The organism is Micromonospora sp. SCSIO 07396 (assembly GCF_053667945.1).
The window spans coordinates 3546383-3573363 of the sequence record NZ_CM132210.1 but is presented as its reverse complement, the minus strand read 5'-3'; the positions used below and the strand labels follow the sequence as shown (position 1 = coordinate 3573363).

The window sequence follows — 26981 nt, the reverse complement described above, 5'->3', positions numbered from 1 at the left end:
CGCACAGCACGGCGACGGGGGAGCTGATGGAATCGACGAGCGCGGTGACCGCCGGACCTGACGGCCCGGTCGCACCACGTTCCGGCCGTGTCTTCGGTGGCAACTATCTCGCCTTCGTCACCGGGACCGGCCTGTCCTCGCTGGGCAACGCCGCCTGGTACATCGCGCTGTCCTGGACGTTGGCCACCACCGTCAGTCCGGGGCTGGCCGGGCTGCTGTTGGCACTGGCCACCATGCCCCGGCTGGCCGTGCTGCTCTACGGAGGCGCCGTCGCCGACCGGCACAGCCGCCGAAAAGTGATCATCCTCAGCGACGGGGTCGCCGCCCTGGTCATGATCGCTGCCGCCGTCACCCTGCTCGTCGGGGGGCCCTGGTGGGTGCTGCTGCTGGCGGCCGGGGCGATGTCGGTCACCGGCGCGTTCTTCGTCCCCGCCTCGGCCGCACTGCGACCCCAACTCCTGGCCAGGGACGACCTCGTCCGCGGCAACGCCCTCTACTCCCTGGCGCTGCGCGGCGGGCAGGCAGCAGGAGGGCCGCTTGGCGCGTACGCACTCGCGCTCGGCGGAGGACTACTGGTCGCGCTCCTCAACGCCGTGTCGTACGGGTGCTCGATGATCGCCGTCGCCCTCACCCGCCCGTACGCGACGCCTCAGGAGCAGCCCGCCACCACCGGCGGCCGCCCGGGCGGTCCGGGCACGGTCGGCGTCCGGGCGGGCCTACGGTATGCCTGGCGGCACGCCCAGCTGCGCTGGCTGCTGCTGGTGCTGTTTCTCAACGAACTGAGCTGCGCCGGGGTGCTCAACGTCGGACTGGCCCTGTTCGCCCGTGCGCGCGGCCTCGACGAGAGCGGTGCCGGACTGCTCCTCACCGGATTCGCCATCGGATCGGCAGCCGGAGCACTCACCCTGATCGCGGTGCCCGCCCGCCGCAGCGCCGGGACGGTGTTCGGGATGGCACTCGTGGCCCAGGCCGCGCTGCTCGCGGCACTGGCGGCGGCGGCCTCCCTCGGCCCGGTGGTGGCGATCTTCGTCGCGCTCGGCGCCCTGCTCGGCGTGACCGCGAGCCTGGGGACGTCGCTGCTGCAGACCTGGTGTGAACCGGAGTACCGGGGCAGGGTGCTGGCGGTGCTGGCGCTGGTGGCGTTCGCCGCGATTCCCCTGGGCAACCTGCTGATCGGCGTCCTGTTCGCGCATCTCGGCCCCGCCACGGCCCTGCTGGTCCACGCGGCGATCGCGGTCACCGCCACCGCCGCGTTCCTGTCCCGCCCCACCCTACGTCGCGCCGGTCTGTAGCCGGGGTGGACGCGGCACCTCCCGGCCGGCCCCGGGCGGTGACCGCGAATCCCGGTGGCCATGTCGACCCGGCTCATGGATGATCGACATCTGGGTCGCTAGCTCAACTGGCAGAGCATCCGACTGAGTAGCGCGTCCGCCCTCCGCTGCGGCGGCCATGGGTGCGCTTCCTTCTCCTTGTTGGATCGGAAGGTTCGGGGTTCGAATCCCCGGCGACCCACTGTGCCACGGCTGCGCGCCGCCACCTACCGGAACCGAGGGAAACGGAGGAGCACGTGATCGAAAAGCTGATCATCCAGAAGACCCTGCGCGTACCGGCGGGCCCGGCTGCGGCCGGTGACGGCACGCCGGTGGCCCGGCAGCTGGACGCGGCGCTGCTCGATGTCGGGTTCGCGGCGTCGCGGGCCCTGCTGGAGCACATCGGCGCGCTGGCCCCCGCGCCCGCGATGGACCTCGCCGCCACGGTCGTCTCGGCGGTACGTGAGCTGGTCGGCGACCACGTCCAGCACAACGCCTACTTCATCGGTTTCCCGCACGACGTGCCGGACACCGTCGAGTTCTGGGTGGACCGGCTGCGCGCCGCCGTGCTCACCGGCGGGGGCACGGCGACCGACGCGCAGCTGCGCGACGCCGTCGTCTCGGGTGGGGTGAACCTGCTCGACCTGCCGGCTTACGGCATCTACCAGCACACCTACGCGCAGTTGCTCGCCGCACACGACACGCTGGTCACCGCCGCCGGTGACCGGCTGACCGTGCTGCATCTCGGTGACGCCCCCGAGGTGGAGGCGGCACGGCTGTACCTGGCCCTGGCCGGCAGCCCGACGCCGCACGGCGAGGCCGACCTCGCGATCCTCGGTGAGCTGGCGGTGGCCTGCGCCGACGGCGTGCAGCCGGCCGAGATCCCGGTACGGGAGAACCGTGCCGTGCTCAACGGGATCCGGCTCGTCCTCGGCCGGCCGCTGGTCGGCGTGGAAACGACCACCGACGTGCTGCGCCTCGCCTGCCAGGTGTCCGGCGGGGACGTCTCGCTGGCGGCACCCACCCGGTTCCGTGCCTTCCGACGCCCGGAGCGGCGGATGCTGTTGGCCGCGCTGAACGAGGTCGTCGCCGCGCACCCGGACCGGCTCGGTGACGTCGCCCGGTACGCGGAGCGCTGGAAGCGGCTCGGGGAACGGCTGCACCCCCACGAGTACGGCCAGTGGCCGCACGCGCAGGAGGTGTTCACGGTCGCCCGTGGCCAGCGGCGGGTGCACAACCTCGCCGGCCGCGCCGAGGCGGCGATCCGTGCCGGTGCCGTCGGCCCGGCCGCATCGGTGCTGTCGGCCGCACCGGGCCTGCTCCTGCGGTCTGCCGACCGGCTGCTGCGGTTGGCGTCGGCGGCGGAGCGGGCCACGGTCGTCGACGCGGTCACCGGCGCGCTCGGCTCGGCCTCGGGCCGGGTGCTGCTCTCGCTGCGGGAGCACGTCGACAACCGGCTGACCCCCGCTTCGGCCCGGATGTACGCGAGTCGTTCCCGCACCGCGTGGGTGGGCCCCGACGAGCGGCCAGCGCTGCCGGCCGCGCTGGTGGCCGAACTGTCGTCGCTGCTCGACGCCGAGATCAGCGCCCGGCTGCCGCAGTGGCACCGACCGCTGCTGGTGGATCCGCAGGTGCTCGACGTCGCCCTGCCGCTGTCCGGCAAGGCCACCGAGGGTGGTTTCGCGGTCATGCCGAGGGGCTCGCGGGCGTCGGTGTCCGGTGAGGTGCTGCGGTTCTTCACCTACTGGCGGCAGGCCAGCCGCCGCACCGACCACGACCTGTCGGTGCTGCTGCTCGACGACGACTTCCACAGCTCCGGTCAGGTGTCCTGGACGAACTACCGGCATGACGGCGTGGTGCACTCCGGCGACGTCACCGACGCGCGTAACGGGGCGACCGAGTTCATCGACGTGCCGCTGACCGCCGGCGGACGCTACGTGGTTCCGCAGGTCAACATCTACGCGGGCGAGTCGTTCGACGAGGTCGCCGAGTCGATGTTCGGATACCAGACCCGGGCGCGGGACCAGGGCGGGGCGCCGTTCGACGCCCGGACCGTGCGGGCGCGGTCGCACCTACGCGGCCACGGCCGGGTCGCGCTGCCGATGGTGTTCGCCAGGAACGAGCGTGGCTGGCAGGCGGTCTGGCTGCACCTCTACCTGCCGGGACGGCCGTCGTTCAACCGGGTGGAGGAGAACACGTTCACCACGGCCGACCGGGTGCGGGCGCTGATGGAACGGCGGTACCTCACCGTGTCGTACCTGGTCGACAGGTGGCGCGGTCGGGCCGAGGTGACGGTGTGGGACGGCCGGCTGCCGGACGGGCCGGTCACCTTCGTCGGCATCGAGGCGCCGGAGAACCTGCCGGACGGATCGGAGGCGATCACCCTGGGGCGACTCAACGAGGTGATCCCCCGGTAGGCGGCGACGGTCGTCACTGCCCGGATGGCCCGTACGGCCGTATCCCGGACGGACCCCGCGGCGCGATCGCGCCGCGGGGTCCGTGGTCGGGAGGTGACTCCGTGCCGGCGACCAGGGTCACCGAACCCAGACCAGGCTGTAGAAGGTCAACTTCGGCTTTCCGGTGAACCACTCGCTGCCGGGCCAGATGACGACGTAGCCGAGATCGGCCTCGGCGGTCTTGACGCAGGCCACGAGCGGTACGGCCACCGGATTGTCCACCCCCCGGCCCAGCCGTATCGCGCGCTGCGCGACGGTGAGCGGCGGGAACTCGTCACTCCACTCCCGCTGGGCGAGGCAGTCCGCCTCGCTCGGCAGATCGGCGGTGGTCACCCCGTCGAAGATCTGCGGCCGGAGCACCCGGGAGACCTGTGCCCCGTTCACCAGCTTCAGTCTGCGGGTGACGTGGTCGAAGGCGACGTCCGCGGTCGTGCCGGACTGACTGCGCTCCAGATCCAGGTAGGTGTGTTCACCGTTGACGGTGAAGGTCACCTTCTCGACGTCGATGCGGGCCGGGCCGTACACCTCGGTGTTCCTGGTCGGCGCACCCGCGTCCGCGACGTCGATCTTCGCCCCTGCCGCGACGTAGATGACGATGCGGTTGCGCTCCACCTCCTGCACGAAGCGGCCGTCCATGGTGATGCGCAGCTTGCGGCCGCTGTTGATCCGGAAGGTCTCGCAGGCGGCGTCGGGCTTCTCCCGGGCCGCGATCGGACACACCAGCAGCTGGGTGACGTCGGCGGGCTCCGCCCGCAGGATACGCACCGGCGTCCCGGCGTCCTGGACAGCGCCGCCGACGCCGACCCCGAAGACCCCCAACGGGGTCACGATGGACACGTCGTCGGTCTGCACCTCCACGCTGCCGTCCGAGTTGAGCACGAACTTCACCGGCAGCAACGGAGGCTGGTAGGCGACGTGCCCCATGATGCCGAGCTTCTTGTCCCGGGCCGGCTTGTCGCCGTCGGGCAGTTGCCACTCGTGGGGCATCGAACTGCCGACGACGACGCCTCCGCTGAGGCAGCAGCCGCCCAGGCAGATCAGCACGACGGCGACCACGGCCGCGATCGCGGTGCGGTTCACCACACACTCCCCGGGCGGGTGTCCTGCCCCAGGCCGTCCGGCTCGGTGACCGGCTCCGGGCCGGCTCCGATGCGCCCCGGTTCCCGGCCCCACAGCCCGCCGCCGCGGCGGCGGTGCAACTCCCTGGTCAGCCAGGCGGTGCCGTCCACGACCACCGTTTCGAGGACGTCGAGTGCGTCGTTGACGCCGGTGCTGTCGAGGGCCAACTGGGTGACCAGCCCTTCCGGTTCCCCGTCGTTGCGCATCTGCCCGAAGTCGCCCAGTTCGAGCTCGATTTTGCCGAGAGTGTCGGTGCGGACGACGAAGGTCCGCCGTTGGATGTATACCTCCGTGGCCGGCGCGGTGGACCCGGAGACACCCCCGGAGGTGAGCTGCGGCGGGGCGGTCGTGAGGGCCGCGCTTCGAATACTCTGTTCCGTGACCTCCACCTCGCGTAGACCGCCGTAGGGGATGGAACGGCGGCTCGACCCGTGAAAATCGCCGTAGGTGAGGTCGAGCTTCGAGTGGAAGTAGCGGATACCCGTCGCGGTCAGCAGGAACAGCGTCAGCAGGTAGTGCGAGTAGCGGATCGGCCCGTAGGAGATCCGGGCGCTGCTCGCCCTCGGTAGGCCGGTGGTCAGCTCCAGTGCGTGAGCCACCTCCGAGGCGGGAATCCCTCGTTCCCGGAGCATGTCCGCCTTGAAGATCAGGACGTCCTGGGCCAGCCACGTCGCCATCTCCTGGTCGGTGGGGCGGTCACGCAGGACGGCACACCACCTGTCCCACTCGGCCCGCTCGGCCTGATACCGCTCGGCCCGTTCCCGGGACACGATCCGGTAGGTCGACTCCCGCACCCGCAACAGCGGCTGGGAGTACCAGAGCAGGGCGATGCCCACGGCGGCGGCGAGGAGCGGAAGCCCCGACTCGATGCCGCCGTCGGGCAACAACCGGGCGAGCACCAGCAGCGCTGCGACGGCCAGCAGGGCCACGGCGAAACGTTCGGCCCGGCGCAGCAGCGGCCGCTCGCGGTACGTGTCCGCGTACGCGAGCAGTAGACGGCCGCTCCAGAGGTCACGGGTCTGCCGGGCATGCCAGCGGGCGAGCCACCGCAGGTGCCCGTTGCGCAGCTCCCTTTCGTCGTAGAGGAAGGCGAACTCCCGGGCGAGGGATTGCCGCAGCCCGGCGGTCATCGGACCCCAGCTCTGCTGTCCCGGTGTCTCGCTGGCGAATGCCTCCTCGACCGTGCGGGCCGCAGCGGCCATCGCTGCCGGATCGACGGTCACCCCCAGACCGAGAACACCGCGGAACCGGTCGTGGTTGAACGCGAGCAGGGTGCGGCGGTGCTGCCGCTGCCACCGCGCATAGCCGGCGAGGGGCACCCCGATCCCGGTGAGGACGAGCATGATCGCCAGCGTGGTGAACGCGCCGACCAGACCGAGTTGCACCACGACGCCGACCGTCCCGACCACTCCCAGCGCCAGCCCGGCCCACCGGAGCAGGGTCAGGCTCCGCGATGGCGGCACCTGTGCCCCGCCGAGCTCCCGGGGCTCGGCGGGGTCGGGCTCGAAGAACTTCCAGACGCGGTCCTTGCGGCCGGGGAGGTCGCTGGAGCGTATCCTCCTGACCTGGTCGGTGACCTGACGGAACACCTCGTCCTTGAGGGGGCCGGCGAGCAGGCCGTCGAGGTGCGGCTGGTGCCTCTCGGGGAGGCTCCCGTACGCCGCCGCCAGATCCTCCAGGCTGGTCCCCGGGGTCCCGGCCTCCGTCGCGCGGTCGCTGATGCCCATCGCGACGTCGATGACGGTCACCAGGCTGCCCAGCCACTTACGGCCGAGGGCGTCCTCGGCGCTCTCCTGGCTCGGGTCGCCGCCCTTGGCGACCAGCCGTCGGGCGTTGCCCAGCGCCTGCAGGTGCCGATCGTCGAGAGCGCTCAGTGTCCGGTCGCTGAGCGTGGCGACGAGGTAGTGGTAGTACACCCCGGGTCGTTGACCGTACGGGGTGCCGAGCACGTCGGCCAGCATCTGCTCGGCGGCGCGGGACATGCCACCGTCGAGCAGGCGGACCGCCACCTCGTACTTCCTCTCGGGCGGGTCGTTCGGCCCGACCTGGTACGTGTGCACGCCACCGTGGATGGTGCCGCCGGTCCCGATGATCGGCGAGTTGGCCCCGGAGCTGTGTACGTGTTGACGGGGAACCTCATTCATCTCCCTGCTCCCCCCGGTAGTCGAGGCGTACGCCGCCGTGGATGGTGCCGCCGGTGCCGATCACCGGGGACTGCGCCCCCGAGGTGTGCACCGTCCAGCGGCTCTCGTGCGGGGCGGTCGGGGTGCCGGCGTCGCCGCTGTCGAGCCGGGCGGCCAGTGCCAGCGCGAACGTCGCCGCGTGGGCCGCCGCCCTGGGCTGCCAACCCTCGGCGTCGGTCTGGTCCTTGCGACCGCCGGCCCGGTCACTGATGCCACGGATGGCGGCCGTCGGCACCGCATGGTTGACGTGGCCGGCGTGGGCCGCGCCGGCGCTCTCCATCTCCACCGCCACGGCGTCGGCGTAGTGCTCGTGCAGGCGCTGCGCCTCCGGCGTCGTGCGCCCGTTCAACACCACCTCGCCGGCGGCGACGGGTTCGAAGTGGACCCTCGGCACCGGGTCCAGCCCGCCCGCCCAGCCTCCGTCGAGGGCGAGGTGGCGGGCGACCTGCTCCAGTTCGTATGCGATCGGCCAGGCCTGCGGGTACGCCCGGAATCCGCTGTCCTCGCTGCGTCCGCCCTGGTAGGCGTACACCTTCGTGGCGACCACGACGTCGCCGAGGGTGAGCCAGTCGCGCAGTCCACCGGCCACCCCGACGAACAGCATCGCGCTCGGCCGGTAGTGGCTGATGGCACGTTCGGCGATGACCCCGGCGGCGGGGTTTCCCCGCCCGACGAGCGCCAGCGCGACCTGGCGGGACGGCCCGTCGCCGGTCCCGGCGAGGGTTCCCACGTCGAAGTGGGTGCCGGCGGGGTGCCGCTCGACACGGATGTCCCGAAGGCGTTTCCTGATCTCACTGCGCTCGACTTCGAGCGCCACCAGTACGACGATCACCAGACACTCCTCGTACGTCTCAGAACTATTCGTCCTCTGTGGACGGTGGATGGGTGCGACCCGGTACGGGCGCTGCGGTTGCGGAGGGTTCGCGAGGTGCGGGCCGAGGGGGGCGGCCACGGGAATGCTCGATCGAACTGCCGTGGCAGTGACGATTCCCCTGCTGAGCGTAAGTGTGCTCCGATGCTATAGTCAAGTTGACCAAAAGAGGGGGAGCGTCGTGCCGAACGACAAGCAGTGGACCGCCCCGTTGATCGCGATCGCCGTCGACCTGGCGGTCTTCACCGTCCTGGCGGGCCGGTTCGTTGTCCTGTTGGTCGAGCGCGGTATCGAACCGGACCTCGGCGCCCTCGCCCTACCAGGCGGTTTTCTGTCGACAGTGGACGAAGACCTGACCCGCGCCGCGATGCGGGAGTTGACCGAGGAGACCGGTCTCGACCCTGGTCAGGTCCATCTCGAACAGCTCGCCACGTACGGCACGCCGGACCGGGACCCCCGACAGCGGGTCGTCACTGTCTGCTATCTGGCATTGACGCCGACGCCCGGCGCGCCCGCTGCGGGCGGCGACGCGCGCCACGCCGACTGGTACCCGGTGGAGGAGATCCTCGCGGAGCCGGGCCAGCTCGCGTTCGACCACGCCCAGATCCTCACCGACGCCGTGGAACGCGCCCGCAGCAAGCTCGAATACACCACCGTCGCCACGTCCTTCTGCGGGGCGGAGTTCACCATGTCCGAACTCCGCCGGGTCTACGAGATCGTCTGGGGGCGCTCCCTGGACGCCCGCAACTTCCACCGCAAGGTCCTCGCCGTGCCGGACTTCGTCCGGCCGACCGGAGCACAGACCACCCGCAACGGTGGACGGCCCGCCGCGCTCTACCGCCCCGGCGAGGCATGGCTGGTGCAGATCCCCATCCTGCGCGCCCGTCACGAGGGGGCCCGTGATGTCCACTGACCCGTTGCGCGAGCTGCTCCTGGCCGAGTACGGGCAGCTCAAGGAGGAACAGCGGGCCCGCATCGGCCTGCGGGACAACCTCATCTACGTCACCCTGGCCGCGTACGCCGCCATCGTGGTGGGGGTGACCACGCTGGGCAGTCAGGGGGCGCTGCTGCTCATCCTGTCGGGAGCGGCGACGGTCCTGGGCTGGACGCACCTCGCCAACGACGAGAAGATCTCGGCGATCGGTCGCTACGTCCGCACGGCGCTCGCCCCACGCGTGGAAGACCTGCACCCCCGGGCCGCGCCCGTGTTCGGCTGGGAGGAGACGCACCGCCGCGACCACCGCCGCCGACTACGCAAGATCCTCCAGGCCTCGACCGACCTGCTGACCTTCAACGTCCCGGCGCTCGGCGGGCTCGTCTACTACTGGGTCAACGGGCCCTGGCACTGGTCACTGATCACCGGGTCCCTGCTGCTGCTCGTCGCGAGCTTCGTGCTGGGCTGGCAGCGCCTCCTGCACGTCGACCTGGCCTGAACCACACCGGACCGGCCGGCGGGCGAGGCCGGTCGTCGACCGGGACCGGTCAGGTCCGGTCCCCGGTCCAGGCCGCTTCGAGGATCGCGGTCAGGCTGGCGGTGTCGGTCGGCCCCGGATGGTTCTGGATCAGGCGGGTGACGCCGGAGGCCAGCTCCGCGAACCGGGGAAGGTCGGCGCGGGCCACCCCGATGTCCGCCAGGGTGCGCGGGATGCCGATGTCGGCGAGGAGCCGGTCGAGCCAGGTGAGGAACGTGTCGGTGGCCTCGGCCGGCGAGGCGTCGGCGACGTCGAGCCCGCACACCCCGGCGAGGGTCGCCAGCCGGTCACCGACGGCGTCCCGGGCCGCGTGCAGCGCGTACGGCAGCAGCAGTCCGACGCCCAGGCCGTGCGGCGTGTGCGTGGCCGCGCCGATGGGGTACTGCAGCGCGTGCGGGGCCGCGTTGCCCGCGTGGGAGAAGGCGAGCCCGGCGAGCACCGACCCGTAGGACATGTCGGCGCGCGCGTCGGTGTCGCCGCCGTCTGCGACGGCCCGGCGCAGGCTGCGGGCGATCCGCTCCGCAGCCAGGAGCGCGTAGTGGTCGGTGACCTGGTTACGGCCGAGGAACACCTGCTCCACCGGGTCGCGCGGCCCGTGGGGCCGGGCCCGCGCGGTGTAGCTCTCCACCGCGTGACAGAACGCGTCGATGCCGGAGTGGGCGGTGACGCTCGCCGGGCAGGTGTAGGTCAGCTCGGGGTCGACGATCGCGAAGTCCGGCACGATGTGGACGCTGGACACCCCCACCTTCAGCGCACGGTCCGGGTCGGTCAGCACCGAGACGGGGGTCAGTTCGGAGCCGGTGCCCGACGTCGTCGGGACCGCGACGAGCGGAATCGTCGGCCCCGGCACCCGCGACTCCCCGTAGAAGTCGCGCGGTGTCCCGCCGTGGCACCGGATGACGCCGACGATCTTGGCGAGGTCGATCACCGTGCCACCCCCGACGGCGAGGATCACGTCGGCGTCCACCGCGGCGGCGGCCGAGACGGCCAGGTCGACGTCGGTGAGCGGCACGTCGGGCGTCGCGTCGGGGAACACCTCGACGGCCTCGACCCTCTCCCGTACGGCGGCCACGATCCCCGCCACGCCCGGCTGCCCCAGCAGGATCCGGTCGGTCACCACGAGGACCCGTGAGCCGTTCTCGGCCACCACCCGGGGGATGTTCTGCGCGACCCCTTCGCCGACGATCAGCTGGCGTGGTCCACGGACGGTCTCAAGCATGGCGGTGCCTCTCCGGAACGGCGGCGACGGTGAGCGGGACGGTCACGGCAGGTCGATCGCCGCGTAGGTGAGGTCGAGGTACTCGCCGATGCCCTCGTGCGACCCCTCCTTGCCGATGCCTGACTGCTTCACGCCCCCGAACGGGGCCGACGGGTCCGAGATCAGGCCACGGTTGACGCCGATCATCCCGGTTTCGAGCCCCTCGGTGAACCGCAACGCCCGCTGCAGGTCACGGGTGAAGACGTAGCCGACCAGGCCGTGCTCGGTGTCGTTGGCCTTCGCGATCACCTCGTCGTCGGAGGTGAACGAGATGATCGGCGCCACCGGGCCGAAGATCTCCTCCCGCAGCATCCGCGCGTCGTCGGGCACGTCGACCAGGACCGTCGGCGGGTAGAAGTGCCCCGGCCCGTCCGGGCGCACGCCGCCCACCAGGATCCGGGCGCCCCGACCGACCGCGTCGGCGACGAGGTCGTCGAGCTTGGCCACCGAGGGTTCGTCGATCAACGCGCCGACGTCCACGCCGTCGTCGAGGCCGTTGCCCACCACCAGCGCGCCCATCCGCTCGGTGAACCGCTTCGTGAACTCCTCCCGCACCGGCTCCTCGACGTAGATCCGGTTGGCCGCGATGCAGGACTCCCCGATGTTGCGCATCTTGGCCACCATCGCGCCGTGCAGCGCGACGTCCAGGTCGGCGTCGGCGCACACGATCAGGGCCGCGTTGCCGCCCAGCTCCATCGAGGTACGTAGCACGTTGTCCGCCGCCTGGCGCAGCAGAACCCGCCCCACCTCGGTCGACCCGGTGAACGACACCTTGCGGGTCCGGGTGTCGGCCAGCAGCGCCGAGACCACCTCACCGGCACGCTTGGTGGTCACCACGTTGACCACACCGGCGGGGACGCCGACCTCCTCCATGATGCGGGCCAGCAGCAGCATGGTCAGCGGCGTCTGGGCGGCCGGTTTGGTGACCGTCGTGCAGCCCGCCGCCAACGCGGGGGCGATCTTGCGGGCGCCCATCGCCAACGGGAAGTTCCACGGCGTCACGAACACGCACGGCCCGACCGGCTTCGGCACGGTGAGGATGCGGTACCCGCCTGCGGGAGCGGTGCTGTAGCGGCCCTCGACGCGTACCGCCTCCTCGGCGAACCATCTGAAGAACTCGGCGCCGTAGGCCACCTCCGCCCGCGCCTCGGCGAGCGGCTTGCCCATTTCGAGGGTGATCAGCCGGGCGACCTCCTCGGCCCGGTCGGTCAGCGCCCGGTAGGTCGCGGTCAACAGCTCCGACCGTCTCCGGGGCGGGGTGGCCGCCCACTGCGCCGCAGCCCGGCTCGCCGCGTCCAGCGCGGCCAGCCCGTCGACGACGCCCGCGTCGGCCACCTCGGCGACGGTCGTACCGGTGGCGGGGTCCTCGACGGCGAAGGTGACGCCGCTCGCGGCGTCCCGCCAGGCGTCGCCGATCCGCAGCCGTCGGTGCTCGGGGGCCAGGACGTCCATCGGGTCACTCATTGGGTCGCCTCCTGTGATCTTCGTGGTGATGTCCGGTGTGCCGCGACGGGTCACCTGCGGGTAGCGGTGCGGGCCGGCGCCGCCCCGGCTACCGTCCGGCCGCCGAGAGCGACAGCCCGGTGCCCGCGTCGAACAGGTGCGCCCGGTCCAGGTCGACCGTCACCCGCACCTGCTCGCCAGGCGTGCCGGTGACGGTGGGCCGCGCCTTGACCTTGAGGATCTCCGCGCCCACCCGCACGTCGACCACCGTCCGGTCACCGAGCGGTTCGAGCCCGTAGAGCTCACCGGGCAACGACGCGTCCCCGCGCCGCTCCACCGACAGGTCCTCCGCGCGTAGGCCCAACAGCAGCGCCTGGCCGTCCTTCGCCGTGGCCCAGCGGGGCCGGGGCAGCGTCCAGCCGGCTGCGCCGACCAGGTGGTCCCCCTCGGCGTGGCAGGCGAGCAGGCTGATCGGCGGGCTGCCGACGAAGCCGGCGACCCACTGGTTGGCCGGCCGCTCGTACACCTCGGTCGGGGTGCCGACCTGCTGCACCGTCCCCTCTCTGAGCACCGCCACCTGGTCGGCCATGGACAGCGCCTCGACCTGGTCGTTGGTCACGTAGACGAAGGTCGCGCCGAGGCTGCGGTGGATGCGGGTGAGCTCGGTGCGCATCTCGACGCGGAGCTTGAGATCGAGGTTCGTCAACGGCTCGTCCATCAGGAACGCGCGCGGGCTGCGAACCAGCGCCCGGGCCAGGGCGACCCGCTGCATCTCACCGCCGGACAACTGCGCGGGACGACGGTGCAGCAGCCGTTCGATGTGCAGCAGGCCCGACATCCGCTCGACGGCGGCGGCGATCTCGCCCGCCGGGCGGCGACGTGCCCGCAGCGGCGAGGCGATGTTCTCGTACGCCGTGTGCCGGGGATAGAGGGCGTAGTTCTGGAACACCATGGCCAGGTCACGGACGGCCGGGGCGTCGGCGGTCGCGTCCCGGCCGTCCAGGTGCACCGACCCGGCGTCGAGCTTGTCCAGGCCGGCGATCGCCCGCAGGGTCGTCGTCTTGCCCGCCCCGGACGGCCCGAGGACGACGAAGAACGCCCCGTCCGGCACGTCCAGCGTCACCCCGTCCAACGCCCGGACCCTGCCGAAGGACTTGCGCAGTCCCTGTACCGCAACGGTTCCCATCAGGCCACCAGCTCTTCCGTGCGTACGTCGTAGACCGCCGGGGTGCCGCCGGTGTGCCGCAGCCCGACCTTCGCGTCGGCGGCGAACCGTACGGTCGGTGGCATCCGGACCCGCACGTCGCGTCCGCCGCTGTGGTCGACCACGTAGATGATCTCGTCGCCCAGCCACTCGGCCGAGACGACGCGGGCCGGCACCGACCCGTCCGTCCCCGGCGCGGTGACCTCCAGCGCCTCCGGCCGTACGCCGGCCACCAGGGGACGGTCGCGGGGCAGGCCGGGCGGTGGGGTGAGGACCAACCCGCCCGGACCGCGCAGTTCCCCGTCGGCCACCTCCACGTCGATGAGGTTCATCGGCGGGGAGCCGATGAACGCGGCGCAGAACAGGCTCGCCGGACGCTCGTACACCTCGAGCGGGGTGCCGATCTGCTCGACACGGCCCTTGTTGAGGATGGCGATGCGGTGACCGAGCGACATCGCCTCGACCTGGTCGTGGGTGACGTAGACCATGGTCGCCCCCAGCTCGCCCTGCAGGTGCTTGATCTCGGTGCGCATGTCCGCCCGCAACTCCGCGTCCAGGTTGGTGAGGGGTTCGTCCATCAGGAAGGCACGCGGCCGGCGCACCAGGGCGCGGGCGAGCGCGACCCGCTGCTGCTCCCCGCCGGAGAGCTGACGTGGCCGCCGGTCCAGCAGCGGACCGAGCCGCATCAGCCGGGCTGCCTCCTCGACCCGCTCGCGCACCTCGTGCTTGGGCAGGCCCTCGGCCCGCAGCGGGAACGCCAGGTTGTCGCGGGTGCGTAGGTGTGGGTAGAGCGCATAGAACTGGAACACCATGGCGATGTCACGTTCGGCCGGCGGCAGATCGTTGACCAGCGTGTCGCCGATGTGGATGTCGCCGCTGGTCTGCCGTTCCAGGCCGGCGATCGCCCGTAGTGTGGTCGTCTTGCCGCAGCCCGACGGGCCGAGCATCACGAACAGCTCGCCGTCGCCGATGGACAGGTCGACGTGCTCGACGGCGACCGTGCCGTCCGGGTAGCGCTTGTGCAGGGCGCTCACCTCGATGCCCGCCATCAGCGTCGCACCGCCCCGAGGGTCACCCCGGCGACGAGGTGCCGGCGTACCAGGTAGGCGAAGACGAGCACGGGCAGGGCGAACACCACCGAGGCGGCGGCCACCAGACCCCAGTCGACGGTGGTGCCGCCGATCAGGCCGGCGATGGCCGGTGGGGCGGTGCGCACCTCGTCGCTGGAGGTGAGGAAGATGGCGAACACGAACTCGTTCCACGAGAAGATGAGCGCGAACACCGCCGTCGCGGCGATGCCGGGCACCAGCAGGGGGAGGGTGAACTTCCCGAACGCCTGTAGGCGGCTGTAGCCGTCGAGCATGGCGGCGTCCTCGTACTCGGCGGGCACCTCGTCGACGAAGCCCTTCATCATCCAGATCGTGAACGGGACGTTGAACGCGGCGTAGATGAGGATCAGCCCGAGCTTGGTGTCGATGAGTCCGACCTGGCGGTACATGAGGAAGATCGGCACCACGACCACCACGGGCGGCATGAACCGGGTGGACAGGACGAAGAACAACTGGTCCTTCTTGGCCTTCAGGGTGAAGCGCGAGTACGCCCACGCCGCCGGCACCCCCAGCACGGTGGCCAGCACCGTGGACACGCCGGCGACGACAACGGAGTTGAGGAACGCCACGGACAGGGCCGAGCGGCCGCCGTCCGCGCCGACGAAGACGTCCCGGAAGTGGTCGAGGGTGACCGTGAAGCCGAAGAACTCGGCCGGCACGGCGTAGACGTCCCGGTTCTCCTTGATGGAGGTCTCGATCATCCAGAGCACCGGGAAGAGCATCACGACGGCCAGCGCGGTCAGCAGCACGACCTCCAGCACCGACCGGCCGCGGCCCCGCCGGCGCACGCGGCGTGCGGGGGACGGGCGGTCCGGAGCCGGGCCTGCGGACACGGCCTCGTCGACGGAGACGGCCATCAGCCCTCCTTGAGTTTGTTCAGGTAGCGCAGGTAGAGCTGCGTGAGGACGATGACGACGAGGACCATGAGGATCCCGTACGCCGAGGCGGTGCCGGTGTTGAAGCCCAGGAACGCCACCTTGTAGACGTGGAACGACAACGTCTCGGTGGAGACCCCGGGCCCTCCGCTGGTGAGGATGTAGACCAGGTCGAACAGCCGGAACGCCTCGATGGCCCGGAACAGCACGGCGATCAGCAGCAGCGGCCACACCAGCGGCAGCGTGATGGTGCGGAACCGGAACCACTCGGAGGCCCGGTCGATCGAGGCGGCCTCGTACAGGTACTTCGGGACGGCGGTGAGGCCGGCGAGGGCGATGAGCATGATGAACGGCGTCCACTGCCAGGTGTCGACGACGATCAGGGACACCAGCGCGGTCCGCTGCCGGGTGAGCCACTCCACCTGCCCCAGGCCGACCGAGCCGAGCATGCTGTTGACCACGCCGAACTGTGCGTCGAGCATGAACCGCCAGAACAGCCCCACCACGACCGGCGACAGCATCATCGGCACCAGGAACAGGGTGGTCAGCACGCCCCGCCCGTGGGTCCGCCGGGAGATCAGGTACGCGATGGAGAAGCCGAGCACGGTCTGCAGGGTGACCGCGCCGACCACGTAGATCAGCGTGGTCAGCGCCCGTTGGTGCACCTGCGCCGAGGTCAGGATGGCGGTGTAGTTGCCGAACCCGACGAACCGGGCGGGCCCCCCTCGGGTGGCCGAGTAGTCGGTGAACGACAGGTACAACGCCCACAGCAGCGGGAACACCGACATGCCGAGCAACAGCAGCAGCGCGGGGGAGATGAAGGCCACGGCGAGGCCGCGGTCGCCCAGCCGGCGGCGGGGCCGCCCCGGTGCAGGTGGCGTCGCGGACGCCACCTGCCCGGGACGGTCGGTCGTCAGCTCACTCACAGCCCGCCGCCGCCCTTGCGGTTGCTGGAGTCGAGCACGCCCTGCTGCTCCCGGGCGATGTCGTCGAGCGCGGCCTTCGGGCTCTTGGCGCCGTTGAGCGCCGCGTTGACGTTCGTGTTCTCGATGTCGACCAGACGCGCGTACTCGGGCACGTTCCACATGTCCCGCATCCGGGGCACCGAGTCGGCGTACACCTGGTTGAACGGCCCGGCGTTGAGGAACTCGGGCGACTGCAGGGCGTCGGTACGCGACGGCACACCACCGGCCGCGGCCCACTTCTTCTGCACGTCGGCCTGCTCGAACCACCGCATGAAGTTCAGCGCCTCGGCCTGCTGCGCCGAGGGGGAGTAGGCCGACACGTGCATCCCCATCCCGCCGAGCGGGACCAGGTTCGTCTTCTGGGTCGGCAGGGTGGCGAACCCCAGCTTGCCGAGGATCTGCTCCCGGCTGGTGCCGAGCGTCGACTGCTTCGGGTCGAGCAGGCCGCCGCTGGCGGCGATCCAGTTGAATGCGATGCACGCCTTGCCCTGGGCGACCGCCGCGTTCACCTCGTCGATGAACCAGTTGCCGGAGCCCTTGGCGGTCAGCGGCTTCATCTTGTTGACCAGGACGTCCATCGCCTCGTGACCGGCGGTGTCGTTGAGGACGCCGTCGATCTTGCGGCTCTTGGCGTCCCAGAGGTTGCCGCCGTAGACGCCGTTGACCGTGTTGTAGGTGACGGCGGCGGCGTCGGAGCCGTTGGCCTGGTGGAAGGCGAGACCGCTGACGCCCGGGTTGTCCGCCTGGCACTTCGCGGCGACGGAGATCATCTCGTCCCAGGTCTGCGGGGGCTTGTCGCCGATCAGGTCCTTGCGGTAGATCATCGTCCAGGTGTCGCCGAGCAGCGGCAGCCCGTACAGGCTGGCGTTCTCGTCGCGCTTGCCGGTCTCGGCCTGCGGGAACTGGCCGTACGCCGCCAGCAGGTACGGGTTGTAGGCGTCGACCTCGATGTTCTTCTTGACGAAGTCGGTCAGGTCGAGGATGTTGCCGTTCGTCACGGCCTCACCGATGTGCTGCGAATCCAGGATCGCGATGTCGAAGTCGGTCTTGCGCGCGGCGAACTGGGTGAACATCGCGTCGTGCCAGTTCGCGTTCGGCACGGTGTTGACCTTGATGGTCACGTTCGGCCGTTCCTTCTTGTACTCCGCATTCGCGAAGTCCTCCAGCGCCTTGGCCGGGGGCCATTCGAACCAGATGAAGCTGAGGGTCAGCGGGTCCTTGGTGAGCTCGGGGACCGTCGCCGGCGCCTTCGGGGCGCCGGCCTTCGTGCCGTCGTCCCCGTCGCCGCACGCCGCCAGGGTCGTGGCGAGCAGCAGCATGGCGGCCGTCGCCAGCCGTATCTTCCGCCGGGAGACCGATGTTCGGGCGATTCGCTTCGGGTGCCGCATCGTGGTACCTGCTTTCTGGGGTGGTGGGGACGTCGAGAGCCTCGCTATGTGCCTCGCCGAGCAGGTGCTTGGTTGTTTCCGGCGTGGTGCCGGGCCGGCGCGGGGGCCGCCCCGTGGACCGGTGTCACGGACGCGCCATGACCTGCCGGTTCGTCGTCGTTCCGGTGCGTCGTCGTGCCGTGGGCAGGCAGGACGACCCGTCGGGACCCGGTGCCGGGCCGGGCGGGACGTCGAGCATGCTCATGGGGGCTCCAGTTGATCGAGTGGAGCGATGGCAGGCGTTACGGCGACGGTGCGCAATGACGGTCGCCCGTCACGTTTCCTATACGATCGGGTGGGGGGCGTCAGCATGTCGCAGCGTCGTAACTGATGTCAACAGGTTCCCGAAGGTGCAAGAAAGGACCTCACGTCACGATGGACGACGAAGCGATGGGCGCGCGGGGCCGCACGGCCGCGCCGGGCAAGACGTCACCCGCGCGATCGCGCGGCCGGCTCGCCGACGAGGTGTACGACACGCTGCTCGGACAGCTGATGTCGCTGCGGATCGAGCCCGGCTCCCGCGTCACGATCGACGTCCTGGCGCGCGAGCTGGGGGTCTCGCAGACGCCGATCCGGGACGCGCTCAACCGGATGGAGGCCGAGGGGCTGGTCGTCCGGGTGCCGCACGCCGGTTACCGCATCCCACCCCAGATCACCCGCCAGCGGTTCGAGGACATGCTGGAGGTCCGCCTGCTGCTGGAACCGGCGGCGGCGCGCAGGTCGGCCGAGCGGGCGTCGCTTCCGCAGGTGGCCGGGCTGCGCCGGATGCTGGCGGAGATGGCGGAGCTGGAGGGGGGCGTCGGGCCGACCGCCTACGGCGCCTTCGGGCTGCGTGACGCCGCCTTCCACGACCTGGTCGCCCACAGCGCGGAGAACCAGGTCATCCGGGAGACGCTCGCCCGCCTGCACAGTCACGTGCACCTGTTCCGGCTGCACCACGACACCCAGGTCACGCACCTGGCGATGGCCGAGCACGAGGCGGTGGTGGCCGCCATCGCCGCGCGGGACCCCGACGCCGCCGCCTACGCGATGCGCCGGCACATCCTGCGCTCCGGCGAGCGCTTCCGCCGGCTGTTCGACGAGATCAGGGACGCGGACGCGATGACCGTGCGGTCTTGACGGGCGGGCGGGGCGGAGGAATGCTAGCTCAATCGGATCGGATTGGATCGCGTCCACCTCACCGCCACCACATTGCGAGGAGAAGCAGATGCCCCGAGCGCTGCTCCTGACCGGCGACGCCGCCGAGGAACTCGACACCATGTACCCCTACTACCGCGTCCAGGAGGGCGGCTGGGAGGTCGACGTCGCGTCACGCACGTTGCGTGACGTGCAACTGGTCATCCACGAGTTCGACCCGAACTCCGACGCGTACGTGGAGAAGAACGGCCGCAAGCTGCCTGTCGACGTGCCCTGGGCCGAGGTCGACGTCGAACGCTACGACGCCCTGATCATCCCCGGCGGGCGGGCCCCCGAGTGGATCCGGGTCGACGCCGACGTCAGGCGGATCACCGAACACTTCTTCGCGCGCAACCTCCCCGTCGCCCTGGTCTGCCACGGCGCGCAGGTCCCGGCGGTGTACGGCCTGCTCAAGGGCCGCAAGACGGCGTGTTTCCCGCCCATCACCGGCGACATGGAGAACGCCGGCGCGACGGTCATCGACGCGCCCGACGTGGTCGACGGCAACCTCGTCTCCTGCCGGGGCTGGCCCGACATGCCGCAGTTCGGCCGGGCCATGATGGAACTCTTCGCGAAGTCCGTCGACGCTCCCTCGGCCTGAGCGCACCCGGCCGGTGCCGATGACGACCACGCGGACGGTCACCGTCGACGGCTCGCCCGTCCACGTCCTCGACAGCGGCACCGGGCCGGCGGTGCTGATGCTGCACGGCTCCGGACCCGGCACCACCGGGTCCGGAGCCTGGGCGGCGACGGCGCAGGCGCTGGGCCCGTCGTGGCGGGTGCTGGCCCCCGACCACGCGGGGTTCGGCCGTACCCCCGTCCCGGTGGGCTCCCGGGGTGGTCTGCGCCTGTGGACCCGGCAGGCGGCGGGCCTGATGGACGCGCTCGGCGTCGGGGACTACGCCGTGGTGGGCCACTCCATGGGCGGGGCGGTGGCGTTGGCCCTGGCGGCCGAGCACCCCGGGCGGGTCACCCGGGTCGTGGCGGTCTCGACGATGGGTGCCCCCGGGGCGTCGCTGTCGGCCGACCTCGACGCGCTCTGGGCCGCCCCGGCCGGCCCGACCGGGGCGCGGGACATGTTGAGCCGGCTCTTTCTCGACCAGGCGCTGGTGACCGACGCGGCGGTCGCCGCCCGCGCGGACGCGATGCTGGCCGGGGTCGCCGCGTACGCGGGGTTGTTCCCGCCACCCCGGCAGCGGTGGGTCGACGACCTCACCCTCCCGGCGCGGACACTGGCCGCGATCCGCGCGCCCGTGCTGCTCGTGCACGGTGCCGACGACCGGGTCACCCCGCTCGGCCCGGCCACCCTGCCCCTGCTCGACCATCTGGCCGACGTCCGGCTGCACGTGTTCGGCAGGTGCGGGCACGTGCCGGCGGTCGAGCACCCGCGCGAGTTCCGGCACCTGCTGGCGGATTTCCTCCGCACCGGGCACCGTCGCTGACCGTCAGGTGCCGCGCTCGGGTCGGCACCGATTCCGCGCCCGGATCGCCCGGTGGGGTCGGCCGGTGCGCCGCGCGCTGTCCTGACCTGGCACGATCGCTCAGTGCCGTGATTGACAGTTGATCGACGTACTGCTATCAGTAAACAGAGCTTCCTATTTCTTGCGGTGCCCACCCGGGCGTACGTGGTGCCCGGGCACCGACCGGCCGGCGGCCCGCCGCCCCTTCCCCGAGGATCGCCATGGTGCGCACAAGAACAGTCGCCTACGCCGTGGGCGCCCTGCTGACCGGCATCGCGGCGGTCGGCTACGGCCTGCCGTCGGCCAGCGCCGCGACCGCCGGCCCGATCACCGGCCTGGCCGGCAAGTGCGTCGACGTGGCCGGCGCCAACCCGGCCAACGGCACCGCCGTGCAGCTCTACGACTGCAACGGCACCACCGCCCAGACCTGGACGGTGGGCAACAGCGACAACTCGATCCGCGCGCTCGGCAAGTGCCTCGACGTCACCGCCGCGTCGACCACCAACGGCGCCAAGATCCAGCTGTACGACTGCAACGGCACCGGCGCCCAGAAGTGGACCACCGCCAGCGGCGGCGCCCTGGTCAACCCCACCTCGGGCAAGTGCCTCGACGTGACCGACCGGAGCACCGCCAACGGCGCCCGCCTGCAGATCTGGACCTGCGGCGGCACCACCAACCAGCAGTGGACCCTGCCCGGCGGCGGCACCCCCACCCCGACCGCCACCACCCCGGCCGGCGTCAACCTCGACGACCCGGCGAAGAAGGACGTCGCCATGCAGCTCGTCTCGGCGGCCGAGAACTCCTCGCTCGACTGGCGCGCCCAGTTCTCCTACATCGAGGACATCGGCGACGGCCGGGGCTACACCGCCGGCATCATCGGTTTCTGCTCCGGCACCGGCGACATGCTCGAACTGGTCCAGGCGTACACGAACACCAAGCCCGGCAACGTGCTGGCCGGCTACCTGCCGGCGCTGCGCGCCGTCAACGGCACCGCCTCGCACGCCGGCCTCGACCCCAACTACCCCCGCGACTGGCGCACCGCCGCCAACGACTCCGTGTTCCGGGCCGCACAGGAATCCGAACGGGACCGGGTCTACTTCACCCCCTCGGTGCGGGACGGGAAGAACGACGGGGTCCGGGCGCTCGGCCAGTTCGCCTACTACGACGCGGCGGTCATGCACGGGTACGAGGGCATGCGCCAGATCCGCAGCCGGGCCCTGCTCCGGGCGAAACCCCCGGCGCAGGGCGGCAACGAGCGGACCTGGCTCAACGCGTTCCTCGACGAGCGGATCGTCGAGATGAAGAAGGAGGAGGCCCACTCCGACACCTCCCGCGTCGACACCGCCCAGCGGGTGTTCCTCGACAACGGCAACTTCGACCTGAACACGCCACTGGTGTTCGCCGTCTACGGCGACCAGTTCCGCATCGGCTGACCCCCACCGCCGGGGCAGCATGGCTGCCCCGGCGGGACCGCCCCGCTCAGGGTGCCCAGGGGGTCGTGACGTTCCAGGTGCTGTCCGCGGCCCACAGGGTGGGTGAGTTCCACGCCTCGCCGCCCGTGCCGTTGCTCAGCCACACCTGGGAGGCGTAGTGCCGCAGGTACCTGCCGCGGAAGTTGTACGACTCCAACGAGACCCCGCTCCCGCTCACCCCGACCCGGGCACACCAGGTGGCGTCCGCGCGCAGCAGCGCCGAACCGTCGTTCGGGGAGTTGCGTACCCGCGACTCCTGGTGGCGGAGGAACTGCCCGGGGAAGTTGACCGACTCGAACGAGTAGCACGCGGGGTCGGCCAGCCCGGCCCGGACCGTGTACGTCGCGTCGTTCCTGAGCAGCGCCGAGCTGTCCGCGTTCACGACCTCGGTGTAGGCGAGGCTGTCCCGGTGCCGCAGGAACCGGTCGGTGTACCCGGGGGTCGTCACCTGCAACGACCGGCGGCTGTTCAGCGGCAACGCCACCGGCGTCGAGCTGCCGACGGACCGTGACGCGGCGATCAGGGCCAGGTTGGCGGCCCGGACCCGGGCCTGGTCCAGCTTGACCACCTGCCGGTCGTAGGTGAGGAACCCGTTCAGCTCACCCTCCTGGTCGGTGATCTCGGTGTAGACGGACGCGCTCAGCCCCTTGCCGAGCATGAGGTTCTGGGTGCCCTGCACGAGGCCGACGTAGCGGTCGGTCAGCGCGGTGGAGTTCGGTTGCCACTCGTAGGCGAAGAAACTGCCGTTCGGGCTCCACTCGTGCCCGGGTACGCGCAGGCCGAGGCCGCCGAACTCGCCGAGCACGGCGATCCGGCTGCCCGACGGCACCGGCGAGTCCGGCCCCAGGTAGACGTGCCAGTCGTCGATGTCCCCGGTGCCCGGGTCGCCCAACGACTGGCAGCAGTTGTGGCCGCTGTGCGCGTTGACCAGCCGGGTCGGGTCCTGGGTCTTGACGGCCTGGGCGACCCGGCGGGTGTCGGCCAGCGCCCGTTCCCCCCACCCCTCGTTGTAGACGGTCCAGGTGACGAGGGCCGGCGAGCTGCGGTGCTCGTCGACGATCTCGCGGGCCTCGGCTTCGAGCTGCGCCTGCTGCGCGTCGGTGGCGTCGATGTCCTGCGCGGTCAGCGACGGGACGTCCTGCCACACCAGCAGCCCGAGCCGGTCGGCGTGGTAGAACCAGCGCTGCGGTTCGACCTTGATGTGCTTGCGCACCATGGTGAAGCCCAGGTCCTTCTGCTTCTGCAGGTCGAACGCGAGCGCGGCGTCGGTGGGCGCGGTGTAGAGCCCGTCCGGCCAGAACCCCTGGTCGAGCGTGCCGATCTGGAAGACGAACTGGCCGTTGAGCTTGGGCCGCAGGACGCCGCCGACCATGCCGGTGCTGATCTCGCGCATGCCGAAGTAGTGGGTGGTCCGGTCCACCTGGACGCCCGCGGCATTACGCAGGGTGACCCGCAGTTGGTAGAGGAACGGGGTGTCGGGCGACCAGCGACGGGCGTTCGGCACGGGCACCGTGAATTCGGTGAAACCGCCGATGGCGGAGCCGACCACGGTGGTGCCGTCGAGCGCCTCGGCCAGGACGCTGTGCCCGCTGACGTCGCCCCGGGTGAGCACCCGCACGCGCAGGGTGTTGTCGGCCAGGCGCGGTGTGAGGTCGGCCCTGCTGATCGAGGCGGCCGGCACCGGTTCCAGCCACACCGTCTGCCAGATGCCCGAGCTGGGGGTGTAGAAGATCCCGCCGGGCTGCTTGGTCTGCTTGCCGATCGGCGGCAGGCTGCCGTTCTGCCGGCTGTCCGTCGGGTCCCACACCTTCACCACGATCTCGTTCGCGCCGCCCCGCAACTGGGCGGTGACGTCGAAACTGAAGGCGTCGTAGCCGCCGGTGTGCCCACCGACCGCCACGCCGTTGACCCAGACGGTGCTCTGCCAGTCGACGGCGCCGAAGTGCAGCAGCACCCGGCGTCCGTTCCAGCTCCCGGGCACTGTCACCGTGCGGCGGTAGAACAGGTAGTTGCGGGTGTCGGCGGCGGCGCGCTGCACCCCGGACAGGGCGCTCTCCACCGGGAACGGCACGTTGATCCGCTCGGGCAGGTCGGTGCCGAACGCCGGGGCGTCGTCCGTGGCGGACTGGCGCAACTGCCACTCGCCGTTGAGGGTGAGCCAGTCCGGCCGGGTCATCTGGGGTCGCGGGTACTCCGGCAGTGGTGTGCCGTCGAGCGCCTGCGCGGTCCAGGGGGTGGTCAGCGGCGGGTTCTTGGCCGGTGCGGCGTGCGCCGGGCCGGCCGGCGCGATGAGCAGTCCGGCGACCAGGGTGAGGACGAGCAGGAGGGGTGCGGCGAGGCGGACGGGATCGGGACGTGTCATGCCGTCTCACGGTATCGGACCCTCAGGGACAAAGGGACCGCATACGGACCGGGCGCAGCCCGGCGGGCGGCCCTCCCGCCGGTACGATGCCAGGCATGGGGTGGGGGACCGCGACGAGCGTGGCGACGGTGTCGCCGGCCGCCGCTTGCCGGGTACCGACCGCATCCCGCCTGGCCCGGGTACCGCTCCGCGCCGTCGCCGACCGGCACCGGCCCGGCCGGGGCCGTCCGACCCGGTGAGCCCCGGCGGCACCGACGCGAGCCTGCTGGAACTGGCGGTGGGTCTCGTCGTCGCGGTCTCGCTCATCGCGGTGACCACGGTGGTCCTGCGTCGCCGAGGTGACCGCCGGGACCTGCCGGGCACCCAGGTCCGCGAACTGGAGGCGCGGGTCGCCGCCGCCGCGTCCCCGGGCGCGGCCACCCGCGCGTGGGACGCGGCCACCCGGATCGCCGCTGCCCGTAGTCGCGAAGCCGCCTGTCCTGACCGCGCCCCCGTCGCTCCCGACCCGCCGGGCGCCGGCACGCCTGCTGCGGACACCGCGCCACCAGCGGCGCAAGCCCCGGCCGGTACGGCGGGGGACCGGCCGGTCCCAGACCCCACCGCCCCGCCGTCCGGCTGGCCGTCGACGCCTGGCGGGACCGCCGGGCATCGGGAAGTCCACCCTCTCGGCGCGCTACGGCGACCGCCACCCCGGCACCCTGAATCTCGACGTCGACGCGCTACACCGCCTCGTCGGCGGATGGCGCGACGAGGAGTTCGACACCTGGCCCGTCGTGTGGTCCCTGGTGCGGGCGATGGTGACGGTCCGGCTGGCCGGCGGAGGTGACGTCGTCCTGCCGCAGTACCTCGCGACGGTCGACGAGATCGACGGTCTCGCGGCGCTCGCACGCGAGCAGGGGGCGAGTTTCCACGAGGTTGTCCTGGTCGACGGGCGGGAGACCGCGATCGAGCGGTTCCACCGCCGCGCGCGCGACGCCGACGACGAGTGGATCCGCCTCCATCAGCAGCTCATCGCGCGCTCCGGCGGATCGGCCGTGCTCGGCACCATGTACGACGACCTGATGCGGGTGGTCCGCCTACGCCCCGGGGCGGTGCTGGTGCCCAGCGCGGCGGGGGCGGTGCAGGCCACCTACGACCTGCTGCTGGGCGCGCTGGGCCGGCCCGGCTCCGCGCGGGTCGGGGGTCCGTGACCCCCGGCCCGCGTCGGTCGCCGCCCGCTCAGCTCGCCACGCAGGACACCGCCGGTACGCCGTTGGTGCCGCCCGACGAGCCCAGGAAACCGAAGGTCGTGTTGCCGCCGGCAGCGAGGGCGCCGTTGTAGCTGACGTTGCGGGCGGTCACCGTCGCGCCGCTGGTGGTCAGCGTCGCGTTCCACCCCTGCGACACCTGCTGCCCGTTGCCGAACGTCCAGGTCACGGTCCAGCCGCTGATCGCCGAGCCGCCGGCGGTGACCCGCACCTCGGCCTGGAAGCCGCCCTGCCACTGACCGGTCACCGTGTACGTCGCCGAGCAGGAGCGCCCGCCGGGCGGCGGGGTCGTCGGCGGGGCGGTCGTCGGCGGTGGCGTGGTGGTCGGGGGAGCGGTGGTCGGGGGCGGCGTGGTGGTCGGCGGCGTGGTGGGGGTGGTGCCGCCGACGGCGCTCATGATGGCGTCGATGATGCCCTGTTGGGTGACCGCGCCGCTGCTGCGGTTGAACAGCCCGAAACCGTACGCGCCGTTGTAGCCGTTGTCCCAGTAGGCGGTGGCCGCACCGTACTTCTTGGCGGTGGCTACCAGGGTGCGCGCGTAGTCCGCCCGGTACCGGTTGTTCGTCGAGTCGGCCGAGGTCTTGTCGACCGAGCCGTATTCACCGACGAACACCGGGTAGCCGCGCGCGACGAAGGTGTCCCGCACCTTCTTCAGTTGCCCGTCCATGTGGTCCTGTTGTCCCCAGGTCGACTTGCGTGCCGGGTTGGTGGCGGCCGGCCCCCACTGGGTGATGGTGCCGTTCTCCTCACCGGCGAAGTCCCAGGGGTCGTAGTAGTGCACGGAGATCATGATCCGCTGCTCGTTGGCCGGAACGGACGACGACCGGTACTGGTCGGTCGGCAGCACGAAGCCGTAGTTGCCGACGGTGTAGTCGATGTTGGTGTTCCAGCCGGGGATGAGCAGCCAGCGCGAGGCGTTGTTCCCGCCGGTCCGCCGGACCGTGTCCACGAAGATCTGGTTGTAGGCGTTGATGTTGGAGTAGCACGGCTGGGTGGGGTTGCCGTACTGCCCGTCGAACTCCTCGTTCATGGATTCGAGGACGAGGCGTTCGCCGTAGCTCTGGAATTTGGTCGCTACCTGCTGCCAGACCTTCTGGTACTTGTCTTTGATCGTCGTCTGGTTCGACGAGTCGCAGATGAGCCACGAACCGTTGATGGTCTTGTAGCCGTCGCCGTGCATGTTGATCAGCACGTACAGGCCGCGACCGTAGGCGTAGTCGACGATTTCCTGGATCCGGTTCAGCCAGGTGGAGCTGATCGTGTAGTTCGGGGCGGCCCCGATGTTTCCCAGATAGGAGACCGGAATGCGGATCGTCTTGAATCCCGCCGCCCGTACCCGGTCGATGAATGCCTGCGTCACGACCGGGTTACCCCAGGCCGTCTCGCTGGGGATTCCGTTGGCGTTGGCCTCCAGGGCGTTGCCCAGGTTCCAGCCCGCCCCCATGTTGGCGACGAGCTGGGTGGCGTTCAGTTGGGTCATGCTGTCGGCCGATGCGGAACTCGTCATGACGGCTGTCGATCCAGCCAGCGCCAGTACGCCGGAAAGCACGGCGAACTGAACCCTCCTCAGTG

The 26981-nt window shown here is 71.3% G+C and carries 21 protein-coding genes and 1 tRNA gene; 10 read left to right on the top strand and 12 right to left on the bottom strand.

Annotated features, from left to right (window positions below; genetic code table 11):
• Nucleotides 1-26: 26 nt before the first annotated feature.
• The 3 genes from ACWCHM_RS15415 (at nt 27) to ACWCHM_RS15405 (ending at nt 3727) form a co-directional block, all read left to right on the top strand.
• On the top strand, nt 27-1292 hold the full coding sequence (locus tag ACWCHM_RS15415) for an MFS transporter (protein ID WP_421488678.1): 1266 nt from the start codon (nt 27-29) through the stop codon (nt 1290-1292).
• 92 nt (nt 1293-1384) lie between these two features.
• Nucleotides 1385-1512: transfer RNA gene (locus tag ACWCHM_RS15410), tRNA-OTHER, on the top strand.
• 55 nt (nt 1513-1567) lie between these two features.
• Entirely contained in the window at nt 1568-3727 is a 2160-nt protein-coding gene (locus ACWCHM_RS15405; protein WP_454222863.1) for a hypothetical protein, read from the top strand.
• Between the two features lie 117 nt (nt 3728-3844).
• Here the strand turns inward: ACWCHM_RS15405 and ACWCHM_RS15400 are convergent, their stop codons facing one another.
• From ACWCHM_RS15400 to ACWCHM_RS15390, 3 genes are read right to left on the bottom strand one after another with little or no spacing between them, the layout of a single operon-like run.
• Nucleotides 3845-4846, bottom strand: a complete 1002-nt coding sequence (locus ACWCHM_RS15400; protein ID WP_454222862.1) for a hypothetical protein — start codon at nt 4844-4846, stop codon at nt 3845-3847.
• Complete coding sequence (locus tag ACWCHM_RS15395) at nt 4843-7029, bottom strand: hypothetical protein (protein ID WP_454222861.1); 2187 nt, start codon at nt 7027-7029, stop codon at nt 4843-4845. Before ACWCHM_RS15395 ends, ACWCHM_RS15400 begins: the two co-directional genes overlap by 4 nt.
• Nucleotides 7022-7900 (bottom strand): 5'-methylthioadenosine/S-adenosylhomocysteine nucleosidase family protein, encoded by an 879-nt coding sequence (locus ACWCHM_RS15390; protein WP_454222860.1) that lies wholly within the window; start codon nt 7898-7900, stop codon nt 7022-7024. The genes ACWCHM_RS15395 and ACWCHM_RS15390 overlap by 8 nt, the downstream gene beginning before the upstream one ends.
• 220 nt (nt 7901-8120) lie before the next feature.
• Between ACWCHM_RS15390 and ACWCHM_RS15385 the strand changes: the two genes are divergently transcribed.
• Together ACWCHM_RS15385 and ACWCHM_RS15380 are read left to right on the top strand one after the other, a co-directional pair.
• Entirely contained in the window at nt 8121-8852 is a 732-nt protein-coding gene (locus ACWCHM_RS15385) for an NUDIX hydrolase (protein ID WP_281898507.1), read from the top strand.
• Nucleotides 8842-9372, top strand: coding sequence for a hypothetical protein (locus tag ACWCHM_RS15380; RefSeq protein ID WP_204960901.1), 531 nt, complete (start codon nt 8842-8844; stop codon nt 9370-9372). The genes ACWCHM_RS15385 and ACWCHM_RS15380 overlap by 11 nt, the downstream gene beginning before the upstream one ends.
• A 49-nt stretch (nt 9373-9421) precedes the next feature.
• Here ACWCHM_RS15380 and ACWCHM_RS15375 read toward each other — a convergent pair whose 3' ends face one another.
• The 7 genes from ACWCHM_RS15375 to ACWCHM_RS15345 all read right to left on the bottom strand — a co-directional run bounded on the left by ACWCHM_RS15375 (nt 9422) and on the right by ACWCHM_RS15345 (nt 17653).
• Nucleotides 9422-10630 carry an iron-containing alcohol dehydrogenase gene (locus ACWCHM_RS15375; protein ID WP_281898506.1) on the bottom strand — a complete coding sequence of 403 codons (1209 nt, stop codon included), beginning with the start codon at nt 10628-10630 and terminating at the stop codon, nt 9422-9424.
• A 42-nt stretch (nt 10631-10672) separates the two neighbouring features.
• A complete protein-coding gene (locus ACWCHM_RS15370) occupies nt 10673-12133 on the bottom strand; it encodes an NAD-dependent succinate-semialdehyde dehydrogenase (protein WP_454222858.1) in 1461 nt (486 codons plus the stop codon).
• Between the two features lie 88 nt (nt 12134-12221).
• A complete protein-coding gene (locus ACWCHM_RS15365; protein WP_454222856.1) occupies nt 12222-13298 on the bottom strand; it encodes an ABC transporter ATP-binding protein in 1077 nt (358 codons plus the stop codon).
• The gene (locus tag ACWCHM_RS15360) at nt 13298-14365 is read right to left on the bottom strand and encodes an ABC transporter ATP-binding protein (protein ID WP_204960905.1); all 1068 of its coding nucleotides are present in this window, start codon (nt 14363-14365) and stop codon (nt 13298-13300) included. The genes ACWCHM_RS15365 and ACWCHM_RS15360 overlap by 1 nt, the downstream gene beginning before the upstream one ends.
• Nucleotides 14365-15282 (bottom strand): carbohydrate ABC transporter permease, encoded by a 918-nt coding sequence (locus ACWCHM_RS15355; protein ID WP_454222855.1) that lies wholly within the window; start codon nt 15280-15282, stop codon nt 14365-14367. Before ACWCHM_RS15355 ends, ACWCHM_RS15360 begins: the two co-directional genes overlap by 1 nt.
• Complete coding sequence (locus tag ACWCHM_RS15350; protein ID WP_281898498.1) at nt 15282-16226, bottom strand: carbohydrate ABC transporter permease; 945 nt, start codon at nt 16224-16226, stop codon at nt 15282-15284. Before ACWCHM_RS15350 ends, ACWCHM_RS15355 begins: the two co-directional genes overlap by 1 nt.
• A complete protein-coding gene (locus ACWCHM_RS15345; RefSeq protein ID WP_204960908.1) occupies nt 16223-17653 on the bottom strand; it encodes an extracellular solute-binding protein in 1431 nt (476 codons plus the stop codon). Before ACWCHM_RS15345 ends, ACWCHM_RS15350 begins: the two co-directional genes overlap by 4 nt.
• Nucleotides 17654-18067: 414 nt before the next feature.
• On the opposite strand from ACWCHM_RS15345, the gene ACWCHM_RS15340 reads away from it, so the two are divergent.
• The 4 genes from ACWCHM_RS15340 (at nt 18068) to ACWCHM_RS15325 (ending at nt 21761) form a co-directional block, all read left to right on the top strand.
• Nucleotides 18068-18811: a GntR family transcriptional regulator gene (locus tag ACWCHM_RS15340; RefSeq protein ID WP_454222854.1), complete on the top strand. Its 744-nt coding sequence runs from the start codon at nt 18068-18070 to the stop codon at nt 18809-18811.
• A gap of 88 nt (nt 18812-18899) precedes the next feature.
• Nucleotides 18900-19469, top strand: coding sequence for a DJ-1/PfpI family protein (locus ACWCHM_RS15335; protein ID WP_281898493.1), 570 nt, complete (start codon nt 18900-18902; stop codon nt 19467-19469).
• Nucleotides 19470-19488: 19 nt separating this feature from the next.
• Entirely contained in the window at nt 19489-20310 is an 822-nt protein-coding gene (locus ACWCHM_RS15330; protein ID WP_421488674.1) for an alpha/beta fold hydrolase, read from the top strand.
• Nucleotides 20311-20549: 239 nt separating this feature from the next.
• Nucleotides 20550-21761 carry a chitosanase gene (locus tag ACWCHM_RS15325; protein WP_454222853.1) on the top strand — a complete coding sequence of 404 codons (1212 nt, stop codon included), beginning with the start codon at nt 20550-20552 and terminating at the stop codon, nt 21759-21761.
• Between the two features lie 46 nt (nt 21762-21807).
• Here ACWCHM_RS15325 and ACWCHM_RS15320 read toward each other — a convergent pair whose 3' ends face one another.
• Nucleotides 21808-24162, bottom strand: coding sequence for an AbfB domain-containing protein (locus tag ACWCHM_RS15320; RefSeq protein WP_204960913.1), 2355 nt, complete (start codon nt 24160-24162; stop codon nt 21808-21810).
• 338 nt (nt 24163-24500) lie between these two features.
• On the opposite strand from ACWCHM_RS15320, the gene ACWCHM_RS15315 reads away from it, so the two are divergent.
• Nucleotides 24501-25352 carry an AAA family ATPase gene (locus tag ACWCHM_RS15315; RefSeq protein ID WP_454222852.1) on the top strand — a complete coding sequence of 284 codons (852 nt, stop codon included), beginning with the start codon at nt 24501-24503 and terminating at the stop codon, nt 25350-25352.
• Nucleotides 25353-25380: 28 nt separating this feature from the next.
• Here ACWCHM_RS15315 and ACWCHM_RS15310 read toward each other — a convergent pair whose 3' ends face one another.
• A complete protein-coding gene (locus ACWCHM_RS15310) occupies nt 25381-26916 on the bottom strand; it encodes a cellulase family glycosylhydrolase (RefSeq protein WP_421488670.1) in 1536 nt (511 codons plus the stop codon).
• Between the last annotated feature and the right edge of the window lie 65 nt (nt 26917-26981).